This is a genomic window from Bacteroides sp. D2 (genome assembly GCF_025147085.1).
Taxonomy (GTDB): Bacteria; Bacteroidota; Bacteroidia; order Bacteroidales; family Bacteroidaceae; genus Bacteroides.
In genome coordinates, this window is record NZ_CP102261.1 from 4,124,645 (window position 1) to 4,150,244 (window position 25,600).

Genomic DNA, 25,600 nt, shown 5'->3' on the forward strand with positions numbered 1-25,600 from the left:
AAATGTATGAAAGTAAATAACTACAAAAGAATAACGAATCTTGCCGGTACATGTTTTCTGGGGATATTACTCCTTTTAGTGACTGCCTGCAATGAGGTAATGGAAGATTCGTTGAGATATGATTATCCGGCATCCGGTTCCAACTATGAATCGGGACATGTGCTGCTGGTGGTAATGGATGGTGCAGCCGGTAGAGCAGTACAGGCGGCGCGAAATGCATATAAAGCTCCTAACCTGAAATCCATGATTGCTCATGCCTTGTATACAGATTATGGGTTAGCGGATGGAAGTAACAACATTGCCGGTGGAGAAATGACGAATGCGCGTGGTTGGGCCAATTTGATGATAGGCAACACTACGCATGACATAAAGACGGAGGATGACCTGATAGCCGGAACTGACAATTTCATTTCACGTCTGGTTGAGGAAAATAGTCTTGTCAGTATGTATGCGGTGGATGAAAAATTCAGGCAAACTTTTGCGGTCAAGGGAATGACAGCTCCTGAAGTGAATACGGATGAGGCAGTAAAAAACGGAGTATTAGAAGAATTAAAACTGCCTGATACGTCAGATTTAATTGTTGCGGAATTTGGTGGGGTACGCGAAGCAGCCGGTGGAGAGTTCTATAATGAGAACGGCACCCCTACAGAGGCGGTTGTAAATGCTATCGGTGTATTGGATAATTACATTGGTGAAATGTGGAGTGCGCTGAAAGAACGTCCCGGTTATGAAAATGAGAACTGGTTGATCATTGTCACGTCCAACTATGGAGGAGACGTGCAGATGGTAGAAGGAAAGGAGTTCGCAGACCATTATGCGGATGTATCGCGCAATACATTCACCTTGATGTACAATGAACGTCTGGTCTCACAGATACAGGCAGCTCCGGGGAATACGGCCCTTTCTTATTCTTTTTCTACACCTGCTTGGTCCTATGATTATAGAAATCCGAATCCCAATCGTTATGCGGAATCGGCACGGTTAGGAAATACAGAAATGGGTGAATTTTATTTTAATGATAAAAATGAAATAGAACCTGTTACCATTCAGTTTTTTTTAAGTTCAAGTGTCTATAATTCTCGAAAATATGTGATTCTTTCTAAGAGTTCTAATATGGACGAAAAAACCAAAGTTGGTAATGGCTGGTTTTTTCATTTTAATGCGGATACCAATAATAGACGTATTTGTTTCGGATTTGGTGGAAAAAGATGGCTCATACAAACTAAAGATGAGAACAATCTGGATTGGAGTCAATGGCATGTTCTTACTTTGACATTGGAGCCGAACCCTGATCCTAAAAAGCCGGCAAATACATTGTTGACTATTTATATAGACGGAGAATTAAATAATCAGTTGAGCTACAAGAATAGTGAGATCGTTAATGGTTATACCCAGAATAAATCTTTTCCTTCTACGGATGCGCCATTGCGTATAGGAGGAACGGAAAATAGAGATTCGCAAAATTCACAACAAAATACAAAAAACCAGCAATTCAGCAATTACATTTATGTTACAAATTTACAGATATATGATGTCGCTATTCCCAAAGAAGATGTCGCCTTGTATGCAGGTAAAAATCAGTTGCATTTATTGAAGGATTCCTATAAATACTGGGATAATCTGAAAGGATATTGGCCATGTGACCTCGAGGATGATCAGATGGAACCTACATTGAAGAACTACGCAAAAGACAATGGTGAGGATGCTACGGATGATTTTGTGATTGATCGTGGTGCTGCTGATGTATGGCTATCGGGCAGTAGTTTATCGCCCGCCATCCATCCCATTCCTGAATCGGACAAGACGTTTTATGTCAAGACATTCAATACAGTGGACGTTCCGCGTCAGATATTTGTGTGGCTCGGGAAGAATGTCCGTTGGGACTGGGCTATGGAGGGCAAAGCATGGAAATTTGCTTATGAAGAATTTTAAAATGGAAACAATTGAAATGCTTTAAATTTTGGTAGATATGAAAGATAAAATAGTATATATTCTCCTGGCCGTATGGGGCGTATGGGGAGCAACAGCATGTGAAGACAAAGACTTCGAACAGATTATCTCTGCAACGGATGATTATACTTCTGCGACAGGAGGTGACTATTATGAAGGAGGAGGTATTGACGTCAGTCTTTATGACAAAGCGCGTATTTTCCCCGGCTTGGTAGACACTCTGACGGAAAAGCGGGTGGATGAGCAGGTAGTAAATATAGATATGGCTTATCGTTCGGCAAAAGCGGTCAACGTCAATTTAGCAATGACTTCTCCGGCTATTTACAGCACGGGGCTTTATGCAGGTGCAGGCGAGAAAATAACAGTGATGTTGGATGATGATGTGAAAGGACTAACTGTACAGATCGGTATCCATTCGCGTGACTTATCTTCGTTGGTAGGGAGTAGCTATTTGGAACGTGATCCTAAGGTTGTGACTTCAATGGCTTTGTTCAAGGGAAAAAATGAAATTCGTAATCCTTATGGCGGGTATATCTGGATCAAACGTTCAGGCGACGCCAGCGATACTGGTATCGTACCTCTAAAAGTGCAGGGAGCTTATCTTGCTCCCGACTATGTGGTTGGAGAAACTGAAGCTGCTGAATGGGGAGAGAAAATAAAGACAACAACTGTTCCATGGATTGAATTGAGAGGAAAGCAAATCGCGTTTTCAGTTCCTGTTAAGTATATGAAATTGAAGCTGCAATCGGAGGGACAGAGTTTTGTAACCCGATTGGAACAATCACTTGAATTATGGGATGATTGGGTATTGTGTTACAATGAATTTTATGGACTGGATGACGCTGAATCGGAAACATTTCCCAAACCGGATTTCCCGGTCAGAGTGGTTATGGATGCACATCTGGTTACGGAACGTTATTCCTATTACAGCAATACGAATCTCGAATTGCTTCAAACGGAAGAGTTGATTGATATGATAGCCGATCCGGAACAGGTTAAAGCAGGTGCCTTGAATACTTCTCACGTAGTAGGATGGATGTCTTTAGGATTGTTTGTTCAAACCTATTGGCCTACTCCAGCTCCGAATTCTTTTAAAGATATGTATAGCTTGATGCCCAATTTCTATTTCTTATATAAACATGGCTGGTGGGGGAATCAGCAGGATGCAAAACTTTTTGCATATAAATTATTTGGTAGAGATCAAAAAGTGATAAATACGACTCAATATAATCTGAATGCAGACGAATTTGAAAACTTGGTCTCATGGGCAAAAGCGGATAGTTGCAAGATATATAGTGATGAAGCTAAAAGGCCTAGTAAATCAGGGAACGACTATTGGCCGGCGGCATTGACTTTCTATTCAGCCATATTAAGTTATAAGCAGGAAGATACGGGTAAAGATGGTTGGAAGTATTTTGCTTATCTCAATCGTTTTCTTAGCAATGAGGGGCAGAATGTGTCAATTTTTAATCGTTTGAGTATGTCGGAGGCAATGTTGACATGCTTGAGTCATTATTTTGAGCGTGACTTTACTCCGTTATTCGATCGTTATGGAATTGAAATCTCTGATAAAATGCGGGCAGAAGCACTTCAGTATAAAGCTGTGGAAAAACGTATTTGGGAGCATAATCCGTTGAAAGGTAATGATACTTCGGATTTTGATGGAAAAGTGTTCTATACGAAGTCGGGAAAAACTCCTTTCCGTCATTTACGGTCAGAGTGGACGGCAGTGGCGTATTCCGGAACCGGAGAAGATTTGAAGGCATCCAACTACGGTTATGTTTACGAGAGCAGAGCTATAAAATATAATACCCCTTTCAACCTGTTCGATGGAGATAGAAGCACGTTATGGCAATCTTATTCTGATCTTTATGAGGAATATACGGATGAAAACGGAGATAAACATTATCCATATAAGATTGATAATCTGTATTATAATGCGAAGGCTCCCGATCTTCCTTATACTATCGTCATACAGCCCGGTGAAAGTCGGAGTATAGATCTGGATGGTGTATACATGGCGTTTGGATTTACTGAAGTAAACGGTATTTATAATAGTGATGTGAAAGATTATGATAAATATGCTTTCAGACCGCAACATATTATAGTAGAAGTAACAAGTACCCCGTTGGAGTATAATGATGTGGATACGATTTATACCAATATACAACAAGTTCAATGGAAACAAGTTTTTGATTCTGACCGTGATCCTAAGGGTACTCCTTCACAGCAATTCTGGCCTGATCGTAGTAATTTATTCTATATTGAACTGGATCAGAAAGCGACTAATGTTACAGGAATTCGGTTGACTATGGACAGAGAGAGTCATATAGCGAAAGATCGTCCGGCTAATTTCCCTGCAGATGAAAAACCGAATCGTCCGGAATTTACCAATAAATATTTGAACAGGATACAGAAAATCGCTGAATTTGGTACTTTTTATTTTAATGAATGAAAAATATGAGAACACAAAAAATTATGAAATGGAGTTTTCTGGCAGTAATGTTGCTGGGGAATATATCGATATCGTGTACAAAATACGATACGCCCGATTTTGTAGAAGAGACCGGGGGAGTGTCGGGCAATTTGTCAGTCAAGAAAAATGTTCTTTGGATAAATCTGGAAGGAGCAGGGGGAGGCGACTTGGTTAAGAATGCTTTTCCGGACGATGGAGTGGTAAAAGGATTATTACCCCGCAGCCGCTATGCATGGAATGGCTTGGAATCGGAGCATATAGACGATACCTATACTCCTACTGCTGAAAACGCAATAGCCTGTGCCTCGATGCTAACAGGGAATATACCAATGCGTCACGGCATAGCGGATGAAACATATTTGTCGGAGGTTTACTTCGATCCAGATTATGATGAAAGTATGAAAGCATATCCCGGTTTTTTCCAATATATTGTAGATTATGACAAATCGATGAAGACGTTGGCTGTGACTCCCTGGAAGACACAGAATCAGGAACTGTTGGAGAAAGCCGGTACTACTGTAACCACGACATCCGACGAAGAAACTCTGAATACGGTTTTGCAGCAGATTGATAATGAAAATAATCGCGTTATCTATCTATCCTTTCGCGATGTGTTGGATGCAGCGAAGAGTGGAGGAGGCTGGAAGGATTCCAATACTCAATATATAAATGCTATGCATAAGATGGATGGCTATATTGGTCAGCTTCTCGAAGCTATCCGGGCACGACCTGAATATTATTATGAAGACTGGCTGATAATGATTACTTCCAATCATGGTGGCACTGCTGACGGACGATATGGAGGAATGTCTCTTGAGGAGAGGAACATGTTCGGGATCTTTTATTATGAACATTTCTCCAAAGGGAAAGAGATGAATCCCGGATTAGTAGAAGATGTCCTATGTTTCGATCAGTCTTTTCAGGGGGTTGTAATAGATTCCATCGAACCGACACCGGATAAGAAAGGTATTGAAACGATGCGGCAGATTTATTCACTGGATTCATTGGACAGCGGAATGACGGTGGAGATCATTATGGCAGCCCGGCCTTCAATCGGTCGGAGTTATGTGCCTGGTGATCAAAATGGAAAAAATCTTTTTGGAAAGCGTAGGTGGAACATGTCACTTACCCATACTTATGCATCTGCTTTGGGAAGTTTCTATGGTAAAAATGACGGGACGGACGGACAAAGAACCGCTGCTTTTCTTAATCCGATGATTCATACCTATACTTCAACTGTGAAATTGTATGATACGGAAGCACATATACAGAAGGACTGGGTAGATGAGGTTATAGATCAATGGGGGAATGTAACCGAAGGATATAACAAAATGACACCTAAACGGAAAGGAAAGGTTGCTGTTTATAGTTATTATGATGGCCTGAAGAAAACAACCAAGAGTACGGATGCTGATTTAGACTGGAGTATTGCCGATTACGTAGACAATACTAACCTGACTCTTTATGGTGATATGAGTAATTTATGCCGCTATATTCTCGAACTCCGAATTTGGAACAAAGAATTATCACCGGCTGAAGTGAAGCAATACAGTAATAAGTTGAAATTATCTCCGAGTGATCCTATGTATGGAAACCTAATAGGTTATTGGCAATTTTATAAAGGAGAAGACGGGCAATACTTGAAAGATGACTCGATAGTAGTGAATCAAATCAAACAGGTCAAGAAGAGAGTAAAGGTTGGTGATCGGGAAGAAGAACAGTTCTTAGATACGGAGGGACTCCGATTACGTAAGAAATTTACGGCTTCTAACAATAAGTCTTATTATACTTATGTTGAGAAAGAAGATCTAAAATATCAGACTCTGACAAATACGTTATACCAAACGATAGAATCTGAAGGCAGAATGATGGAAAGTGTGTTGCCGGTACCGACAGTTTTGCAATGGCTGGATATCAGTTTTCCTTTGGAAACTACTCGCGAAACAGGGGCTAACGCCTTCAAAACGTCCAAATTGGATGGTGTAGCATATCCTTGGGATGGGGAAAATAATAGAGCTGTATGGCGTGGTATGTTTCTGGGTGATTATACAGTTGATCTGGAATGGCGGGAATACGAAAAATAAAGTGGTAGCTCACAAAAGAAATCACTCTTGAGTTTTAATTAAAATCATTCAACCCTCGATTTTCTTTTTATATCTTCTTATAGGGATTTATATAAAGAAAACCGAGGGTTGTTGCTTTTGGCAGAATAAAATCTAGTAGAAGATATGAAGACAAAAATTAAAATGCTTTTATGTATGTTTGTTGGCATGTTCGGATATTGCATGCTAACATTTGCTCAACCCTCTTTAGAAGAACAAAAAGTGAAAATTGAGCGTTGGAAAAGAGAGTTTAAATCTCTGGAAAGACAGTATGCGCAAAATCATGTTTTGCATAATGGGGGCGGGCTTGTTGCTAAGCTCTCTAAAAAAAATCATTCCCGTGAACTTGCCCGATGGAGAGCTCTGTATGAAAAAAAGGCGGCAGATAGGAAATTGGCGAAAGCAGAGTGGTTAAGATTGAAAGCTATTATTGTGACCACTACTGATAGTGTGGAAAAGGAGAGATTGATGAGTTTAGAGCATGATTGGCTCTACGTATACCAAACATTCAATGGTAATTGCCGTACTGCTCTAACTTTTATGGCAAAGTTAGATACTGATCGGATTTTAGCGGCAGATGAACAAACTCTCCGAATAGCTAAACGACTGAAAGTACAGGAAAAGATATTTCCTAAGGGGCAGGAGAAAAAGATGAAGGCTGTACAGTGTGAGATAAGAGATAAATACATGAAACCTTTATATCAGAAAATGGCTCTTGTTCCGGATTCCGTTTCCGAAAGGGATGTCCAAATAGATTCCTTACACCTGATCCATAGAGCTTTGATATATTATAAGAAATCTTCTTTGCTTGATGACTAAAGTTAATCCATAGAGATACAGTAAAAAAAGCTGCCCTTCACCTTTTCTCTGCTACTCCTTATGGATGGGGGAGAACGGGTGAAGGGAAGAGAGGTTCACCCGTTCTTTCATTCAAATAACTTAGCAGGATTGATACTTAGAAAATCTTCTACTTTCATACTTCCCTCTCCAATCACTATTTTATAATCGTTTGATATTGAGTTCTTTTATACATTTTGTTCTGATTTACTCAATGCATTGAGTTATTTTACTCAATATATTATTGGTTTTTACTCAATGACATTTGCAAATATAAATAATTTATTGTTTGGGGCATTACCTTTATATATTCTTATTCTTTGTATTTCACAGCTACTGAAACCCTGTAATTACCTGGAACGGGTGTATAAATGGGTTGGTGGGTAGTTCCTTTGTTTTGCAACTTCTTTTCTGCGATTAGTCTTTTAATATGGCGGTATGCAGTAATTTGCGTCATTCCGCAAAGATATTGGAAGTCTTTTCGGGTGATAAGTTGGTTTTCCGAAAAATACTTTGTCAATTCCATATCTATCTCTACTTCGGAAAGTCCGGCAGAATGTGGCCTGTATTTCGAACGGTGGAATTCCATATCGGAAAGTTCGGCTTTCAGTTCTTTGTCTGCTTTGAATTTGATTGCTTTCAGTTTAACTTTATGCACTCGCTTATCTTTAGGATCCCGTATTTCTTCTTCGCAGGAAAGAGTTACTTGTAGATATCCCAATCCGTCGATATGCACCTTTTTCCCTTCTTTAAGGCACTGTGCCACTTCGTATTTCAGTTCTTCCAAAGTTGCTGTCACATCAGACGGGCTTAATGAACAGCGATCGTGAATCCGGTAAACCAGTTTTTTCGTATTTACTGTTTCATAACTAATCGGACGCGCATGATATCTTACCTTGTTTTTCTTCTCCTTCGGCATCGGAGTCTTATATAGTTCAAATTGTACTGCCATAGTCTTTCTTTTTTCTTTAGATGTTTGTAGATTATCTTCTTGATGTTTCTTAATTTTCTTCTTGCAGGGAAAACGCATTATAAATCATGTAAAATAAGTTCCCATAAGAATTCATTATCCCACCCTGCTATTAATCTTTTTCTATTGATTGGTATCTCTCTTTTGTTGTTTCTTAATGTAGCCAATGCAATTTTCGCCAGTACGGAGAAGTTTAATGCTGATATATTTCTTCTTCTGGTATTATCTTCATGGAAATTGACATCTAGCTGCCAATGTAGATTATTCTCAATTTCCCAGTGTTCTCTACTATTTTTAAGTATCTTCTGCGCATCAGGTTCCAAGGAAGATATAAAACATCTTTTTTCCACTGTAGTGCCTTTGTTTGTATTTCTGGTATTCTCTATATATCCGAAAGACTGTATATTTTTCCACTTCTTTCTAATATCTGCTCCCAGAAAACCAGGATCGTTGCAGCAATAGCAGATTCTCGACTCATTCCTGCCATGTCCTTCTTCATGCGTCTCATATTTGTCAAATCGTACTGTTGTACCTTTTGATACAATACTTTCTGTTACTGACAGTACTATTTCCTTTAATTTCGGTTGATTATCTTTCACTATAAAAATGTAGTCACCTTCTCCCTTTATGACTTTCTCTGCAATTGTACGCTGGCATCCTAAAGCGTCAATTGTAATAATACAATCTTTTATACACAACATATCTAATAATTCAGGAATGACAACTATCTCATTTTCCTTTTCTTGTGTACATAACTGTCCAAGGGAGATTCCCAGTTCTGTTGCAAATGCACTGATGACATGCAATTTGTACTTTCCCGTATTCGAATCAGGAAGCACTCCTTGTTTACGATGACGCTTGTCCTGTTCGGATTCATAGGCTCCTCGTATGGTTTTACCATCAATGGCTATATGCCCCGAATAACATTTGAGAATGCTTTGGACCCATTGCCTATAAGATTCTTCAAATTTTAAAGGATCTAATGCCGAGAAAAAGCGATTAAATGTATCATGGGAAGGGATACCATTAAAATTGGAAAGCTTGGCTGCAAAAAAAGATTCTTTACTTTTACCAAAGTCTTCTATTGAATTCCAAGTATCAGCGCCACATATAACAGCAGAAATTGCAATAAGAACAATGGTACTGGCCTGATGTTTTTTACAACGGTCTATCCGGTTATCTATCAATATTAATGAATCAGCAAATTCATGTAGGTTGCTGATCTCAATCTTTCTTTTAGTTTCTTGCTTCATTTTAATTGTGATTTATAATCACGTAAATGTACTCAAATAATATTGTAAATGAAAGATAAATATCTTATTAATAAGATGAAAAGACAATATTGGTGTAAGATAAATGTATAAAAGATTAAGGAAAGAGTATAATGCGTTTTCCCTGTTTCTTCTTGATATCTGTTATTTATCATCGTTGTGATAAGTACTTATCATTAGCATGATATATGCATATCATTACTGTGATAAGATATTATCATTATTGTGATAAACTATAAATGTCCGCACCAAAGATAAGGTTTAATTAGGAGATAAACAAGAAATAATAAGGTAAAACGCCAAGTTCATTTTTATAAAAATGAAGGGATTAAAAAGTTGTAAATCCCATATTCCGGATATTATATTCGCATCCATTAAATACTAAAAACGAAATTTTATGGACAAGAAAAGTGTGCTGCTTTCATTATGGCAGAAGTTTGTAAACCGCTTTTATAAAAGCGGAGAGTGTGAAGGATTAATGGAAGACGTATCAAAGTCTTCGGTTAGTTGTTATGAAGAGCTTAAAGAGAGAAAGGAGATAAAAGAGAGGGATTCGCTTTCTAAAACGAAACAGTTGACTGAAAGTGTAGACCTTTTCTTGAAATCTCATTATGATTTTCGTTATAATGTTCTGACGGAAGAAACTGAATTTCGTTTGTTGGAACGGATGAACGAGGGATTTCGGCCTGTCAATCAACGTGTGTTGAATACTATCTGTCTGGAAGCGCATGAGGCCGGTATTGGGTGCTGGGATCGTGATTTGTCGCGGTGTATTTATTCCACCCGCATAGCAGAATATCATCCTTTCAGGCTGTATCTGGATGAATTGCCGGAATGGGATGGCATAGACCGTGTGTCCGCATTGGCTCGACGGGTTTCGGAAAGCCCGTTGTGGGAAAAAGGATTTCGCATTTGGATGTTGGGGATGACGGCACAATGGATGGGGGTAATGGGAGATCATGCGAATAGTGTAGCTCCCTTGCTTATTAGTACAGAACAGGGATATTTTAAATCTACTTTTTGTAAGTCTTTACTCCCTCCTGTACTTCGCCGTTATTATATGGATAAGGTAGATTTAACAAGTCAGGGGAATGTGGAACGTAGACTGGCGGAGATGGGACTTCTCAATTTGGATGAATTTGACAAGTTTTCTCCTGCAAAAATGCCTTTGTTGAAGAATCTGATGCAAATGGCTTCATTGAGTTTGTGCAAAGCTTATCAGAAGAACTATCGTGCCTTACCGCGAATAGCTTCTTTTATCGGAACATCCAATCGAAAGGACTTGCTGACAGACCCAACAGGCAGCCGAAGGTTTATGTGCGTGGAACTGGAACACCCCATCGATTGTGAGGCGATTGATCATGAACAGATCTATACACAATTAAAAGCTGAAATTTTATCAGGTAAACGCTATTGGTTTACAAAAGAAGAAGAACGGGAGCTGCAAGAGAATAATATGAAATTTTACCGTCAAGGGCCAGTGGAAGATGTGTTGCGTGCTTGTTATCGGTCGGCGGAAAGAAGAGAGGAGTGTGATCTTCTTTCTGCGGCTGATATATTTCAATGTTTAAAAAGGAGGAATCCTGCAGCTATGCGTGGTGCAAATCCGGCAAGTTTGGCGCAAATATTGATAGCGGTGGGGATAGAACGTAAGCATACTAAGTTTGGAAATGTGTATCGGGTAGTAAAAATTGGGTAAGAGAGAACCGGTTTGGGTGATGCCTTGAGTGACGGCTTGGGTGAAGGGGGAGACCTTCACCCGCTTTAGCCTATGGATAGGGTTCTGTAGCGAAAAGGTGAAGGGCTTATAAAAATTACTTGGAATGTGAGAATGTCACTCGAAAATAATGTTTATCTTTGAATAATTATTAAATGAAGAATAACTATGGATAGTGTGATACGCAAATTTCCTATTGGTATACAGAATTTCGAGAGTTTGATAAACGACGGTTATGTATATGTAGACAAGACAGCGTTGGTGTATAGGATGGCGACTACCGGTCGTTATTATTTCCTTAGCCGTCCCCGCCGTTTCGGGAAGAGTCTGCTGTTATCTACCATTGAAGCTTATTTGAGCGGAAAGAAAGAACTCTTCAAAGGGCTTGCCATTGAGAAGCTGGAACAGAAATGGGAAGAACATCCTATCCTGCATCTGGATCTGAATACGGAGAACTACAAAGAACCGGATAGCTTGCGAAGACGGCTGGACAGTACTCTTTCTTATTGGGAGCAACTTTATGGTACAAGGGCGGTGGAGACTTCTTTGCCGTTGCGCTTTGAAGGGATTGTAAGACGTGCTTGCGAGAAAACAGGGCATCGTGTGGTTATCTTGGTGGACGAATACGATAAGCCTATGCTGCAGGCTATCGGTAACGAGACATTACAGGCGGAATATCGTAATCTGTTGAAAGCTTTTTATTCCGTACTCAAGTCGCAGGATAGATATATAAAGCTGGCTTTCCTAACCGGTGTGACGAAATTCGGCAAGGTGAGCGTATTCAGTGATTTGAACAATCTGAATGATATATCGATGGACTATCGTTACATGGATATTTGCGGCATTACGGATAAGGAACTTCATGAAAACTTTGATGGCGATGTGGCATTATTGGGTGAAAGGAACGGCTTGACGAAAGAGGAATGTTACGTCAAGTTGAAAGAACAGTATGACGGTTATCATTTCGATTATGATACCGTAGGACTTTACAATCCATTCAGTATCTTTAATACGTTGTCTAAGCTGAAGTTCTCCGATTATTGGTTTGAGACAGGTACTCCGTCTTTCTTGGTTTATCTGCTGAAACATTCCAACTATAGGTTGGATAGGATTACCGAGGAGCAGGTTTCGGGTGATTTACTGAATAGTATAGACTCTATGTCGCGCAATCCCATTCCTGTTATTTACCAAAGCGGATATTTGACAATAAAAGGATATGATAAAGAGTTTGGTATTTATCGATTAGGCTTTCCAAATAAGGAAGTTGAGAATGGTTTTATTAAGTATTTGTTACCTTTTTATACGCCTGTGACAGAACAGGAATCCAGTTTTATTATTACCAGCTTTGTTATGGATATACGTCAAGGTAATGTGGATAGTTTCATGCAGCGTCTGCAATCCATGTTTGCCGATACCGACTATAAGATAGTGGGGAAGATGGAGCTTTATTTTCAGAATGCGATGTACTTGGTATTTAAGATGATGGGATTTTATACCGATGTGGAACGTACTACCAGCAATGGTCGTATCGATGTTGTGCTGCAAACCAAAGACTATATCTATGTGATGGAACTGAAATTGGATGGTAGCACTGACGAGGCTTTATGTCAAATAGAGGAAAAAGGGTATGCTTTGCCTTTCGCCAAGGATTCTCGTAAATTATATAAGATCGGTGTGAACTTTTCTTCCGAGACACGTGGAATTGTGGAATGGAAAATAGTGGAAGATAATTCTTAAGATGCCAAGTGCTATTGATTTCGAATAGCCGCATACACTAATCTTTGACAGTTTAGGTATGCGGCTTACTTATATGTTGGAAGATAGACCTTATGTACTAAAAAGAAGATCCTGAAGCTGATAGAAGGAGTCACTGATATGGGAGATGTCATTCACGAAGTGAGGAGAATTGAGATAAAGTAAATATTTTATAGTAGGCGATAGCGGGTTGTGAAGGAGAATTTTTGCTATTTTCCGGATAGAGTGATTTCGGCAGCTTCCAATCCTTCTGAAATAGCTTTTAATGTGGACATCCCTTTGGTTCCGTCGTTTTGCAATACGACAAGGCATTTACCGTAAAATGCTTTCCGTTTGTTGTTTTTGAAACGTTCCATTGAGTATGGGGAACCGTTGTCTACGCCTGCAATAGAGGTGTTTCCGCTGACTTCAAAGCGCACAAGATTATCGGCATTCGGGCAGAGTGTTCCGGCTTTATCCAGTATTTCTACTGTGACGAAACTCAAATCTTTTCCATCGGCTTTTATCGTGCGGCGGTCGGCTGTCAGGCGGATTTGCGCGGGTTCTCCGGCAGTACGGATTTCTTGTTCGAGTACCATCTGACCGTTTTTGCGGGAAATTGCTTTTATGGTTCCCGGTTCATACTTCACGCGCCAAGAGAGATGATACTCATTCTCTCCTTTCCTTTTTATGCCTTGCGATTTGCCGTTAACCAGCAGTTCCACTTCATCGGCGTTGTTGTAGTAAACCCATATATCGATCTCTTGTCCCTTCTCCCAGTTCCAGTGTGGGAACAAATGGAGAACCTTTTTATTTGTCCACTCCGATTGATACATGTAGTATACATCTTTGGGAAATCCCGCCAGGTCGATGATGCCGAAGTAGGAACTGCGGGCGGGATATTCGTAGGGTGTGGGTTCTCCGATATAGTCAAAACCGGTCCAGACGTAGTATCCGGGGATGTGGTCCATTGTTTTCACCATATCCCAGCTTTTTTCGTGGGTGCTGCCCCAAGGCACATGGCAATTGTCGTAGGCGGAACATTCTTTTAGCGGACTGTCGAATTTAGCTTTCTCGGCATGAGGGCGGATGAAAATGGAATCCGATGGCATTTCGTAATATCCGCGTGTCATCAGTCCGGAAGTGGATTCGGTAATCAACAGCTTTCGTCCGGGGTATTTTTCGTTGAATTTCTCCCAGTTGTGGTTGTTGTAGTTAAAACCGATCAGATCCGGTGCCGGCGATTGGATTAACAGGTTGCACGGTTCGGTTTCGTTGTTTGCAGTAGAGATGGGGCGTGTCGGGTCCAACTTTCGCACGATCTCCGTCAAACGTGTAGTTAATAAGGTATAGGGGTGCTTGTCGCTTTGCTCTTTCACCTTTTCGGGAGTAAGTCCCAACTTAAATAATTGGTTGGCATATTCTACGCTTAGCGTGTCGCCAAAACTATCCGACCATTGTTCCCATATCTCGTTGCCGATGCTCCATGTAAATATGGAGGGATGGTTACGGTCGCGAAGTATAAAATCGGTCAGGTCACGTTCGTACCATTCTAGGAAATCATTGCTGTAATCATATTTCGATTTGGTTTTGCGCCACATATCAAACACTTCATCCTGTACGATAAAACCCATGCGGTCGCACAGTTCCAACAGTTCGGGTGTTGGTGGATTGTGCGCCGTGCGGATACCGTTGCATCCCATCTCTTTGAGGATTTCCAGTTGACGCTCCAGTGCGCGGTAATTAACGGTAGCACCCAGGCATCCCAGGTCGTGATGCAGGCACACGCCCTTTATTTTCATGGATCTACCATTGAGTGAAAAGCCCTTCTCCGCATCGAAGGTAAATGTGCGTACACCGGTGGTTGTGTAATAGGTATCGGTAAGTTTGCCGTCCACTCTTAATTCTGTTTTTACCTGATACAGATAGGGCGTTTCGGGCGACCATAGCCGCGGGTTGTCCAAGGCAATGGTTTGCCGACAGACACCCGTATGTTCCGAAGATACACGTAGTGTTTCTACCGCTTTACGTATGGATTTGTTTTGCGCATCCAACAAAGTGGTACTGATTTCTACATCACAGGGATCGGTATTTTCGTTTTTAACGGTTGTGTTTATGACAATGTCGGCCTGTGTGGCTGTTACTTTAGGCGTTGTTACATACGTTCCCCACAGGTCAACGTGTACCGAGTTTAGTACGGTGAGCCACACGTTACGATAAATTCCGCTTCCCGAATACCAGCGTGAGTTGGGTTGCCTGCTGTTGTCCGCTTTTACGGCAATTACATTGGGCTCGCCGAATTTGATGTAGGGCGTGAGGTCGTAACGGAACGAAATATATCCGTATGGACGTTTACCCACCAATTGGCCGTTGATATATACTTCGGAGTGCATATACACGCCGTCGAAATCGATGCATATCTTCTTGCCTGCCAGTTTCTTACCTATGGTAAAGGTTTTGCGGTACCATCCTGTGCCGCCGGGCAATGCTCCTCCGCTAAATCCAGAAGGGTTCTTTTCGCTGAAATCTCCTCCGATCGACCAGTCGTGGGGAAGGTTCAGGGTTTTCCATGCTGCGTCGTCCAGTTGGGGCGATGAGGCATCGGGCATTTCTCCCAAATGGAATCTCCAGCCGTCATTAAACTCGGTTCTACGCTCTTTCTCCTGTACTGTCGCCTGGCAGGCGCTAAGAAACAGGCAAACAAATAATAACAGATATATTCTATTCATATTGATCTTTTTTGTTTTATAAATCTATTTCCGTAGAGTGATTATCGTATAAGAATAACGTGGAAATGTATATCAAACCATGCTTTATCGTCGGCAAAGAGGCGGGGTACGGTGGCGATCTGTTCGCCGGCATTGACTTTGAGCTGTACAGGTTGGCTACGGAGGGTACTACTTGCCATGGTTGCACAGACCAATAGAAGGGATACAATTCTTTTTTTCATGGATAAGTAATATTTAAAGCAAATATTTATCTTTCATCATTGTTTATTTTAGATTTTTCTCGGTTTGACTTAACCGATTGAGAAATAAACTTTTAGCGAATTATTTGAGAAATAGAAGTAACGATTTAGCAACTGTGCGAATTTCAGCGTTTTGCGTTGCTATGCTGTCAAATAACTCTTTCATTTGCAAATATAACATCTTTTTCCGAAAGTACGAACTTTCGGTGGCAATTTTATAAAATCAACTTGCGAAAAAAGAAAATCATTCATCCCATTCATGGGTTGTGTCATCGGTGGCGTTGTACTGTTTCCAACGTCCCGATTTCTCGCCGTCGGTGTATTGCCCCTCGATGGTTATATAGGGTTTTCCGTCCCGTGTCGATTCCACACGATAAAAGCCGTCAAGTTTTCCGTTACGGTAGTGTCGTGTAGTCCTGCTGCGAAGCGTGCGCCCATCCTCGAATATTTCCCATTCCTCACCCTCTTTTTTGCCGTCTATATAATGAGATTCAAAAATCTGCTCACCCGTCTTGCTGTCAAAGCGGCGTTCCCGTCCGCTCTCCACACTCTGCCTATACTCCTTTTCGATTTCTATTTTGCCGTTACGAAAATAGGTCTTTACAGTTCCGTCTATCTTGCCTTGCTGCATGGGTGTTTCTTTTCGGGGAGTAACGCCATCTTGGTAATACTCCGTGAATATGCCGTTGCGCTTTCCTTTGGCATATATGCCCGATTCACGCAGTACCCCATCACGATAGCGGAGATAATCACCGTTTATTATGCCGTCGGAAAGTTTAACACGCTCCTCGTCAAGCCCTCGTATAATGCGATATTCTCCCTGCAACGGCTGTTTACTGCCTTTTTCATAATAGACCGTGCGCCGTGCGTTATCCGTTATAGTCTGTAAATCGTCCCATTTTACTATTTGTTGTGCGGAAGCCGTGCCACACAATAGCAAAAAGAGGTATAGTGTTAATATTCTATTCATTGTATTTTTGCTTTTCGAGGTTGATAACGGTTCTCAGCTATACGCAGGCAGGGATTTTAACCACTGAACTTCCTACGAAGAACTGAACTTTAAATTTACCACTTAACTGTCCTACGAAGCACGAAACCCCTGCTTGCGTATAGGTGATGTTATGCGGTCGGTTTTCATTTTCTCTTCTTTCTCGTTAATTTCTGCTGCAAAGTTACTAAATTTGCAGTCAAGTATTCACCTGTAAGAAGTTACTAATGACAAAAAAGAAATTGCCCGTTCGTTTTACGGGTCAGCACTTTACTATTGATAAAGTGCTAATAAAAGATGCAATAAGACAAGCAAATATAAGTAATCAGGATACGGTTTTAGATATTGGGGCAGGCAAGGGGTTTCTTACTGTTCATTTATTAAAAATCGCCAACAATGTTGTTGCTATTGAAAACGACACAGCTTTGGTTGAACATTTACGAAAATTATTTTCTGATGCCCGAAATGTTCAAGTTGTCGGTTGTGATTTTAGGAATTTTGCAGTTCCGAAATTTCCTTTCAAAGTGGTGTCAAATATTCCTTATGGCATTACTTCCGATATTTTCAAAATCCTGATGTTTGAGAGTCTTGGAAATTTTCTGGGAGGTTCCATTGTCCTTCAGTTAGAACCTACACAAAAGTTATTTTCGAGGAAGCTTTACAATCCATATACCGTTTTCTATCATACTTTTTTTGATTTGAAACTTGTCTATGAGGTAGGTCCTGAAAGTTTCTTTCCACCGCCAACTGTCAAATCAGCCCTGTTAAACATTAAAAGAAAACAGTTATTTTTTGATTTTAAGTTTAAAGCCAAATACTTAGCATTTATTTCCTGTCTGTTAGAGAAACCTGATTTATCTGTAAAAACAGCTTTAAAGTCGATTTTCAGGAAAAGTCAGGTCAGGTCAATTTCGGAAAAATTCGGTTTAAACCTTAATGCTCAAATTGTTTGTTTGTCTCCAAGTCAATGGGTAAACTGTTTTTTGGAAATGCTGGAAGTTGTCCCTGAAAAATTTCATCCTTCGTAGTTCAAAGTCGGGTGGTTGTCAAGATGATTTTTCTGGTTTGGTGTCGTCTTTTAAGCTGCCGCATAATGTTTAGAGGATAGCCGACCGTTTAGGGCGGTTCATCCTCATGTTCGAGACAATTTTTATTTCCTTTATTACATACTATATAGAACTTCAATTTTTGACTGCTGTTTCCGGCAGAAAGAGGTGTGAAGTTCATGCCCGCACCCCGTTCGTTTCATTACTGCTCTTATCCGTATTTCATTCATTTTTCAGTTCTCCTTTCTTTCTTTTCATGGGATTTCACTGTTCTTGTTCACGGCAGGACATAGCTATCCCATGTTGCTGTCATGCCGCTTTTTTCCGGTGTATGTCGCAATGCTCCAGTATTACCGTGTATGTCATGCCGCCACCCGTTACCGTGGTATGGCTGTAAACTCTCGTCCGTCCGCAACGTTCGCAGAAGTACGGGTTTTCATATCCGCTTTCTGCCTGTTGCAACTCAGCTTCCTCTATCTCGCTTTCATCCCGTCCGAAGTATTCTTCCGGCAGGCTGCCTTTATTGGAATAGAAGCCGTAGTACCTCACGATGCGGAAATAGCGCAGTGGAACGTGTTGCAGCAGCCGGGGGAAGAACTCCCGGTAGTGCAGTGTCAGTTCCTTTTCAACCGGGTTCCTCCTGTCGGGTGAGTTTTTGTAATCACGGTAACGGAATGAAATGTTTTCGCCGTCCATTGCCGTAATCTTGTACTCGCTCAGACACGCCCGTTTGGAATACCTGCCCACATATTGTATCACCTGTTCCGGCATCTGTATGGGCTGCTCCAAATGTACAATCCAGTCCTTTTTGTTCACCACCTTTTTGATGAAGCCCATAAACTCCATGCGGTCGTGGAAATCATGCTCCAACCTGCCCGCATCGAACAACCCTATCAGGGCGTGTTCAAACTTGTAGCGGAATACCTTACAGATAGAGGGGATATGCACGTAGTCATGTTCGGGGATGACTATCTTACCGTCGTTATCTATGCCGCCCCATGACATAATCATGTGCGTGTGTACATGGAGCTGTTTCGTTTCCCCGTAGGTATGCAGTACGGCAATCACTCCGGTTTTCAAGCCGAACTTGTGCATCATCCAGTCTTTCAGCGTTTCAGCCGAAGTACGCATCAGTATATTCAGCATTTCTTTCCTGTTGCGCTTCACCAAGTCCAGCAGGATATGCGGCAAGGTCATCACCACATGGCGGTGCGGCACCCGCAGCATCTTTTCTTTCATGCGTGCCGCCCATTTCAGCGTGTCACGCCAGCCGCATGACGGGCAAAAACGGTGTTTGCAACTATGGCTGATTTCCCGTACTTCCCCACAATCGGGACAAACGTATGTGTCTATCCCCAAAGTGGTTGTGCGACATACACGGATAGCGTTCACCGCCTTGTACTGTTCGGGGGTGATGTACTCCGCCGGGTGCTGTGCGTATTCATCCCACCACCGATTGAAGAAATCGGACAAGCGGTACTTCTTTTCTTTGCAACCGTCTGTATATATGTCGTTTAGCACTTCTTTCATAGCTCGCACACAAATCCTTTTTTACTCTATTTCAACATCTAATCTTTTGATTATTAGTTGTTTATTGTCTTGAACATTGTGCTAACAGCGAAATCGGCTGTTATTTTCTTCAAGTATATCACCTTGCGAACAAATATAAAAAAAGTGCAGTACACCACGAACAGCGTACCGCACTTTTTTCGGCAAATCGGGCAGGATTTAACATTTATAGCTTGAATCCCTTGCCTTTCCTTTGCGGTTGTATAGGTCGGCGTATGTTCTGCCTTAACTTCTCGAACTGTTCCTTGAACCACTCGGCAATGGGCTTTCGGTCGATGGCAAGAACCAATTTAGTCCCGTCCGTGGGGTCTTTCAGCACTTGGAAACCTGCCCTTTCGGTCGTGAATTTCCGTCCGTGTTCCTCCGAGTAGAGTTCCCCTGCATACTCCAACGGCTTTCCCTTGACGAGCGTTGCGGTCTGCCTTTCATCGAACCCGACAAGGCGGCAGAGGTTTTCGATACGGAGCATTTCACGGAAATAGGGAAACCATGCTGCCGCCCTTGCGATTACCGTTTTCAGAAACGATATTTCCTGCTTGTGCCTTGTGTCCTTGTCGGCTATCTCCCTGCCGTGCTTTTGCTGCATTTCCCGTATCTCCCTGCTGTGGTCTGCCTGCATGGTCTGTATCCTATCTTGCAGGGCTTCGATGGTTTCCTCGTGGTCGGCTACCTCCTTATGCAGGGCGGTGTTCTCCCTTTCCAGCGTCTTGACCTTGTTACTGCCGAAAAGAGAACCGACGCTCTCGGCGATGTTGGCGGCTGCGGTGGTTGCCGCCCCTTTCAGCTTCTCGGTCTGTATTTCTTTTTTCGCCCGTCTTAGTTCCTCCTGTGCCGTTTCTTTCTGCTGCTGCAAATCCACCACTTCCGCTTTGAGGTCGTCGGAGAGTTTCTGTATATCCCGATAATACTGCTGCGTGGACTTGTGGCGAGCTTTCGAGCCGTCTATGCCCCTTTGCAGCCCGTATTTCGCCATCGCCACGGCATAGGTATCTTGGTAGGACTTCAATTTCAGCCGTGTCATAATATCGTCTGCGCACAGCCTCACGGTGTCGGTCGGCTTCTTGCGGTATCGCTTCTTCGTCTGTTCCTCCCTTTTCCTGCGCTTGCGCTCTCCCTTGACGATGGGGACGAGTGTAACGTGTATGTGCGGCGTTTCCTCGTCCCTGTGCAGGTGAGCCGCCACGATGTTCTCCTTTCCGAACGTGTCGGCGAAGTATTTCAGATTGTCGGCGCACCACTCGTCCAAACGCCCCTCTTCCTCTATCCGCTTCATGTCCTCGTGCGTTCCCGATACGTTGATGCGGATTGCCCGTACTTGGTTGCTTCCGATTTTGCGTGTCAGCCCCGCTTCTTCTAATCTCTGCTGTATAGCCGCCGAACGGTCTTTTATCCCGTCGGGGTATTCGATAAGCCTGCGGTTTAGGTGCGTGCGTGTGGGGTCGGCGTTCTTCGGTATGATGAAACGCTCGATATGTGCGGTCGTTCCGCTGTCGCTGCCGTGCGCCTTTTCCATGTGTAAAACTACGAAACCCATATATTTTTCCTTTCTTCCTTGACTTGTGAAACAATGATTTTTCGTATCTTCGGGGCGGCAAATGCCGTCCCCGATGGGGTGTGCAGAGGGGCTTACCCCTTGCCTTATTGGGGAATTTTCAGCGATACGTAGTATTGCGGCTCGGAAAATTCCCTAATAAGCTACGGTATTTTCTCCGTAAATACCCTGCGGCGTGCCGTCTGCCTGCCCGTCTGCCTTTCGGCTATGGCTGTCCCTGCCGCCTGCTTGCCCGTAACCCCACCTTATTTTTTTCCTTTCGGTCGGTGGGTGGCGGGGCGGTCGTTTCCGTTTTCAAAGGCTCTTTTGCACGGGGCGGTCGGATACAAGGTTTTCCCGATAAATACGCTCGCAGCGAAGCGAGAGGAAGATTTATTGGGAAACGGCGCAGCCGCCTGACCTTTTAGCCGACGTAAAGCCCCGTGCTTGCTTTGCCTTTGTAAACGAAAACGATTGCTCCGCTTTCCTCTGAAAAGAGAAATAGACCCTGCAATATATATCACCATAGTGATAGGTTTGCATGTTTGCATGCTGGTATGCTGGTACGTTTGCATGTTGGTATGTTGGTATATCATCATGCTTTCCAACGGCTGTTGGGCTTGCCGTCCGAAACAACCGACACGAATACCGTCGTTTTCTCTTTTCGCCCGTGTATAATCCTCTCTAATAATGCCCTGCGGACTTTCGCCGCCCCGAACGATTCGACACGGAAAGCGAGGGCGGCTATCGTTTCGAGGTTGTAAACCTCCGCGCTGTATTTGTCCGATAGGCGGATAATGTGCTTTATGTCATATATAGATAAAACTCCGCTTTTGCAGAGTGCCTTTATCCCTGCCCTAACCGTCGGGGCGATAACCCCGAACAGTTCGCAGATTTCCCGCTCGGTCATGGCGGTTGCGCCTATATCGCTCGGCAGGGAGATATTGCCCTGCCCGTCCATCGTGATAATGTTCCTTTCTTCTTTCATCGGTATTCTGTTCTTAATTAGATGGCTCGGCAGATATTCTTCTCCATATCTTCCAACTTGTGCGACAAGGTTTCCATGTCTTGGCTTATCTTCTGGGCGGTGATTTTGGCGTAAATTTGGGTGGTCTTTATGTTCGTGTGCCCCAAAAGGCGGCTCACCGTTTCGATGGGTACGCCGTGCGACAGAAGTACGGTCGTGGCGTTCGTGTGGCGTGCGACATGGTAGGTCAAGCGTACCTTGAAGCCGCATTGTCTGCCTATATCTTTGAGTATCTTGTTACAACTGCCGTTGTTCGGAACGGGGAAAACATGACCGTCCCTTGCCAGCCCCTTGTACTTCTCGATGATACGCTTGGGAACGTCCAAAAGGCGGATGTTCGATTCGGTGTTGGTCTTCTTTCTTCGGGTGATTATCCACAGGTTGCCGTCGAAGAATGTTTGCAGGCGGTCGGCGGTGAGGTTCTTCACGTCCGAATACGCCAAACCCGTGAAAACAGAAAAGACGAACAAGTCCCGTACAAGCTCGTGGGTGGCGTTCTTCATCGGTGCGTTCATGAGCGTCTGTATCTCCGTTTGGGTGAGGTAGCCCCTGTCCACGCTTTCGGGAGAGTTGATATATCCCGCAAAGGGATTAAAGGGCAAACGCCCGTCGTTCCTCGCTATGGAAACGATGTGTTTCAACACAATCATGTAGCCCCACACGGTATTGGTGCGGCATTTCTTCTCCGTGCGCAGAAAATACTCGAAGTCGTTGATGAACGTGAGGTTGAGTTCCTTTAATGGAATATCCTCACGCTTGTAGGTATGGGGCAGGAACTCCCGAATATGGTTGCAGACCGTCCGATAACGGGTAAATGTACCCTGCGCCCTGCTGTGCCCGACTTTCTTCTCGAACTCGGCGTTGTGCTGCTCGAACAGCTTCAGCAAAGTTTCCTGCTTGACGCCGATACCGAGATAGGCGTCTTTGAGTTTGGCGGCGGTAACATAACCGTCCGTCTGCATTAACTCTTGATAGCGGCGGTTTACTTCCACACGGATTTTATCTACCGCAAGGTTGATTCTCTGCGCTTCGACGCTCTTGCCCGAAGCACGGTTGTTCTTCACGTCCCACAGCCGTGGGGGAACGTCCATCTTGCAACTGAACTGTTTAATCTCGCCGTCCACCGTGATACGGCACATTAAAGGCAGGTTGCCGTTCGGCTTCTCGCTGCCTTTCTTCACGTAAAATAATACCTTGAATGTACTACGCATAACTCACTCCTTTTTTTGGTTACAAAATTAGTTATTAGTGAGTTACCGACTGCTATGCAAAATTACGCAAATCGCAGAAACAGAACCATTTAGCAAGAAATTCACACCCGTTACGGGGGTAATGAGGTGGTAACTGAACTTCTGCGCTGTTTGGCTTCGAGGTGGTATTTCGTTGGCTCTGTCCCATAGAAAAACAAAGCGTAACGAACGCTGTATCAGCTAATTCGCTACGTTTTACCCAAATTTACTTTTTCGCTATGTGTTTATTTTAATTTTATCTGAAATAATTTCCCACGCAATACAAACGCTACGACATAGAACGGCATGAAGTAAAGCATTGAATAAATAAATTTACCTATAGGAAACGCATTGTTATCACATATATACAGATCATACGTAGTGGTTGTCACAAATGCAAAGACACCAAAATGTATCAGAGTTTGGAGAGAAACTGATAAAATTGTAATTATCAAAACTGCTTGTTTGCTAAAATCACGGGAACTGCATATCCATAGATAAAGATATAGCCATATAATAAGTAATACATTGCCAATTACATATATATTCCAATATAAGGGTGGATGAATAGCATTATTTACATTATTAAGAGATTCAATCCAATCTACAATTATACAGAATAGATAATTCAAAATTGGCAAGAGTCGCCATAGGGTCTTATATATAAGTGTTTTACTCATTGAATTTCTGAATTTAAATTTGTTAGTTTATTTATTTTAAAGGAATCTCTTTTGACTTCTCATAGGCTTTATGCCATATCGTATCTTTATCTAGCTTTGAATCGTCATCATTCTTTTCTCCAAATAGGTTCAATAACTTTTGGATATCATCCTCCCCTTCGTCTTTTTTAGACTCAAGAGAGATTTTTCCATAAACAATGGAAAATCCTAATTCATGAAGTTCTTTCAAAAATTGTTTTTTAGAGGCCACACTTTCTATTTGTTTGCTGTTCTTACAGCTAACCAGAAATACCAGGAAAGCAGAAGTGATAACTATTTTTCCTAATAAAGAATGTCTTTTCATTTTCTTTCTTTTTTAATTTCTACTTTTTATATTATTAAAATCTATCTTCATTTTATATCAGAGTTTAAGAGAAAAGGTTTTGGTAAAAGTTTCTCCATGATATTCATGTCTTTCGTCGTAATATTGTAATGTACCGCTGCAACTCCCTATCAGTTCATTCGTCTCTTTTAAGAACGAGAAATGAAGATTACCGAGAAAACGGCTGAACGCCAAAGGAGAAGAGGTTTCATATTTTATGATGTATACCTCTTTGTTCAGTGAATTATATATGTACCAAACTATACATTCCAAATATACAGTCTTTTTTTGTACACTTTGATATATTATGGCCTTTTGCTTACAATACCGAATATGTTCATCTATCTGAATAGTTTCCTCATTTCGCCAATTGAGTGTTGTATCAGTACGTGGTATTAACTGCACAACGAACAATTCACCTTTATGTTTCGCATATTTTCCTGCTTCTATAGAATCGCAAATAACCCTTATGTCATCATAAAGCTTCTGTCGTTTTTCTTTAGATATAGTTTCATTCAAAAAAGAATAATTTATCTTGTATATTTTACTCATTGTCATCCACAATTGGTATTCTTCTGGCGTTGTTTTAGTTTTTATCCATTCCGGTACGGAATGTAAAGGTGCAAAAGAGTCTCTTTGTATGTTTGCCTCTTGGGCTACAGTATTTACAGATATATTTACTATTATAGTAATAAGTATATATTTAAAAAATAGTCTCATATTTAAAAATATTATGGTCTCTATTAGCGGGACGGTTAAAGCAATTATTTTAAAATTCGATGATCAAGTCTACAATTTGGCATTATAAAGCTCATTCTATTTCTTCTTCATATCTATACCCCCTTTTCTTTCAATTAATTCGTTTTATCACGATATATAATCACACTGTAAATCCGGCAGGATTGTCAAAACTACCCGTTACTTTATAGGTATTGGAGATAGGATACGAGATATCGCAAAATTGCAATATCCCGTATTTAGCCTGAAGAATACACAGAATGATAATATTCACATTCAGATCCTTGACATTACAGATACATTTTTACCTGTCAACAATAAATAAGAAAGACAAAGTCTAGTTATCCTCAATCTCGCAAATACAAGTAGTCGTTTAGGAAAGATTGGGCTGTCAGTCAAGAGACCT

18 protein-coding genes are annotated in these 25,600 nt (G+C 41.9%); 7 read left to right on the forward strand and 11 right to left on the reverse strand.

The features are described from left to right. Positions 1-6 precede the first annotated feature (6 nt). The 4 genes from NQ505_RS14620 to NQ505_RS14635 all read left to right on the forward strand — a co-directional run bounded on the left by NQ505_RS14620 (position 7) and on the right by NQ505_RS14635 (position 7,347). Positions 7-1,932, forward strand: a complete 1,926-nt coding sequence (locus tag NQ505_RS14620; RefSeq protein ID WP_004306053.1) for a hypothetical protein — start codon at positions 7-9, stop codon at positions 1,930-1,932. A 37-nt stretch (positions 1,933-1,969) separates the two neighbouring features. Continuing rightward, positions 1,970-4,405 carry a M60 family peptidase N-terminal accessory domain-containing protein gene (locus tag NQ505_RS14625; RefSeq protein ID WP_008999086.1) on the forward strand — a complete coding sequence of 812 codons (2,436 nt, stop codon included), beginning with the start codon at positions 1,970-1,972 and terminating at the stop codon, positions 4,403-4,405. A gap of 5 nt (positions 4,406-4,410) precedes the next feature. Beyond that, complete coding sequence (locus NQ505_RS14630; protein WP_008999087.1) at positions 4,411-6,510, forward strand: alkaline phosphatase family protein; 2,100 nt, start codon at positions 4,411-4,413, stop codon at positions 6,508-6,510. A 144-nt stretch (positions 6,511-6,654) separates the two neighbouring features. Beyond that, the gene (locus tag NQ505_RS14635; protein WP_229086340.1) at positions 6,655-7,347 is read left to right on the forward strand and encodes a hypothetical protein; all 693 of its coding nucleotides are present in this window, start codon (positions 6,655-6,657) and stop codon (positions 7,345-7,347) included. 331 nt (positions 7,348-7,678) lie between these two features. On the opposite strand, the gene NQ505_RS14640 is transcribed toward NQ505_RS14635, so the two are convergent. After that, positions 7,679-8,317: an HU family DNA-binding protein gene (locus tag NQ505_RS14640; protein ID WP_008999089.1), complete on the reverse strand. Its 639-nt coding sequence runs from the start codon at positions 8,315-8,317 to the stop codon at positions 7,679-7,681. 77 nt (positions 8,318-8,394) lie between these two features. Beyond that, entirely contained in the window at positions 8,395-9,588 is a 1,194-nt protein-coding gene (locus NQ505_RS14645; RefSeq protein ID WP_004296414.1) for an ISAs1-like element ISBaov2 family transposase, read from the reverse strand. A gap of 415 nt (positions 9,589-10,003) precedes the next feature. Here NQ505_RS14645 and NQ505_RS14650 point away from each other — a divergent pair, with 415 nt between their 5' ends. Together NQ505_RS14650 and NQ505_RS14655 are read left to right on the forward strand one after the other, a co-directional pair. Continuing rightward, on the forward strand, positions 10,004-11,305 hold the full coding sequence (locus NQ505_RS14650; protein WP_008999092.1) for a VapE domain-containing protein: 1,302 nt from the start codon (positions 10,004-10,006) through the stop codon (positions 11,303-11,305). Positions 11,306-11,491: 186 nt separating this feature from the next. Next, positions 11,492-13,060 (forward strand): ATP-binding protein, encoded by a 1,569-nt coding sequence (locus NQ505_RS14655; RefSeq protein ID WP_008999093.1) that lies wholly within the window; start codon positions 11,492-11,494, stop codon positions 13,058-13,060. Positions 13,061-13,287: 227 nt separating this feature from the next. Here the strand turns inward: NQ505_RS14655 and NQ505_RS14660 are convergent, their stop codons facing one another. The 3 genes from NQ505_RS14660 to NQ505_RS14670 form a co-directional block, all read right to left on the reverse strand. Then, positions 13,288-15,786, reverse strand: coding sequence for a sugar-binding domain-containing protein (locus tag NQ505_RS14660; protein ID WP_008999094.1), 2,499 nt, complete (start codon positions 15,784-15,786; stop codon positions 13,288-13,290). A gap of 41 nt (positions 15,787-15,827) precedes the next feature. Further along, positions 15,828-16,007: a hypothetical protein gene (locus NQ505_RS14665; protein WP_008999095.1), complete on the reverse strand. Its 180-nt coding sequence runs from the start codon at positions 16,005-16,007 to the stop codon at positions 15,828-15,830. Between the two features lie 262 nt (positions 16,008-16,269). Further along, the gene (locus NQ505_RS14670; RefSeq protein WP_004293712.1) at positions 16,270-16,995 is read right to left on the reverse strand and encodes a toxin-antitoxin system YwqK family antitoxin; all 726 of its coding nucleotides are present in this window, start codon (positions 16,993-16,995) and stop codon (positions 16,270-16,272) included. Positions 16,996-17,240: 245 nt separating this feature from the next. Between NQ505_RS14670 and erm(F) the strand changes: the two genes are divergently transcribed. Next, a complete protein-coding gene (erm(F), locus tag NQ505_RS14675; RefSeq protein WP_004295323.1) occupies positions 17,241-18,041 on the forward strand; it encodes a 23S rRNA (adenine(2058)-N(6))-methyltransferase Erm(F) in 801 nt (266 codons plus the stop codon). A gap of 327 nt (positions 18,042-18,368) precedes the next feature. On the opposite strand, the gene NQ505_RS14680 is transcribed toward erm(F), so the two are convergent. From NQ505_RS14680 to NQ505_RS14705, 6 genes are all read right to left on the reverse strand, one after another. Next, positions 18,369-19,589, reverse strand: coding sequence for an IS91 family transposase (locus NQ505_RS14680; RefSeq protein ID WP_007662653.1), 1,221 nt, complete (start codon positions 19,587-19,589; stop codon positions 18,369-18,371). 205 nt (positions 19,590-19,794) lie between these two features. Next, positions 19,795-21,162, reverse strand: a complete 1,368-nt coding sequence (gene mobV, locus NQ505_RS14685; RefSeq protein ID WP_008999098.1) for a MobV family relaxase — start codon at positions 21,160-21,162, stop codon at positions 19,795-19,797. Between the two features lie 592 nt (positions 21,163-21,754). Next, positions 21,755-22,147: a hypothetical protein gene (locus NQ505_RS14690; protein WP_004293707.1), complete on the reverse strand. Its 393-nt coding sequence runs from the start codon at positions 22,145-22,147 to the stop codon at positions 21,755-21,757. Between the two features lie 17 nt (positions 22,148-22,164). After that, complete coding sequence (locus tag NQ505_RS14695) at positions 22,165-23,397, reverse strand: site-specific integrase (RefSeq protein ID WP_004293706.1); 1,233 nt, start codon at positions 23,395-23,397, stop codon at positions 22,165-22,167. Between the two features lie 729 nt (positions 23,398-24,126). Then, positions 24,127-24,438, reverse strand: coding sequence for a hypothetical protein (locus tag NQ505_RS14700; RefSeq protein WP_008999100.1), 312 nt, complete (start codon positions 24,436-24,438; stop codon positions 24,127-24,129). Positions 24,439-24,495: 57 nt separating this feature from the next. Further along, on the reverse strand, positions 24,496-25,176 hold the full coding sequence (locus NQ505_RS14705) for a hypothetical protein (protein ID WP_008999101.1): 681 nt from the start codon (positions 25,174-25,176) through the stop codon (positions 24,496-24,498). Positions 25,177-25,600 lie beyond the last annotated feature (424 nt).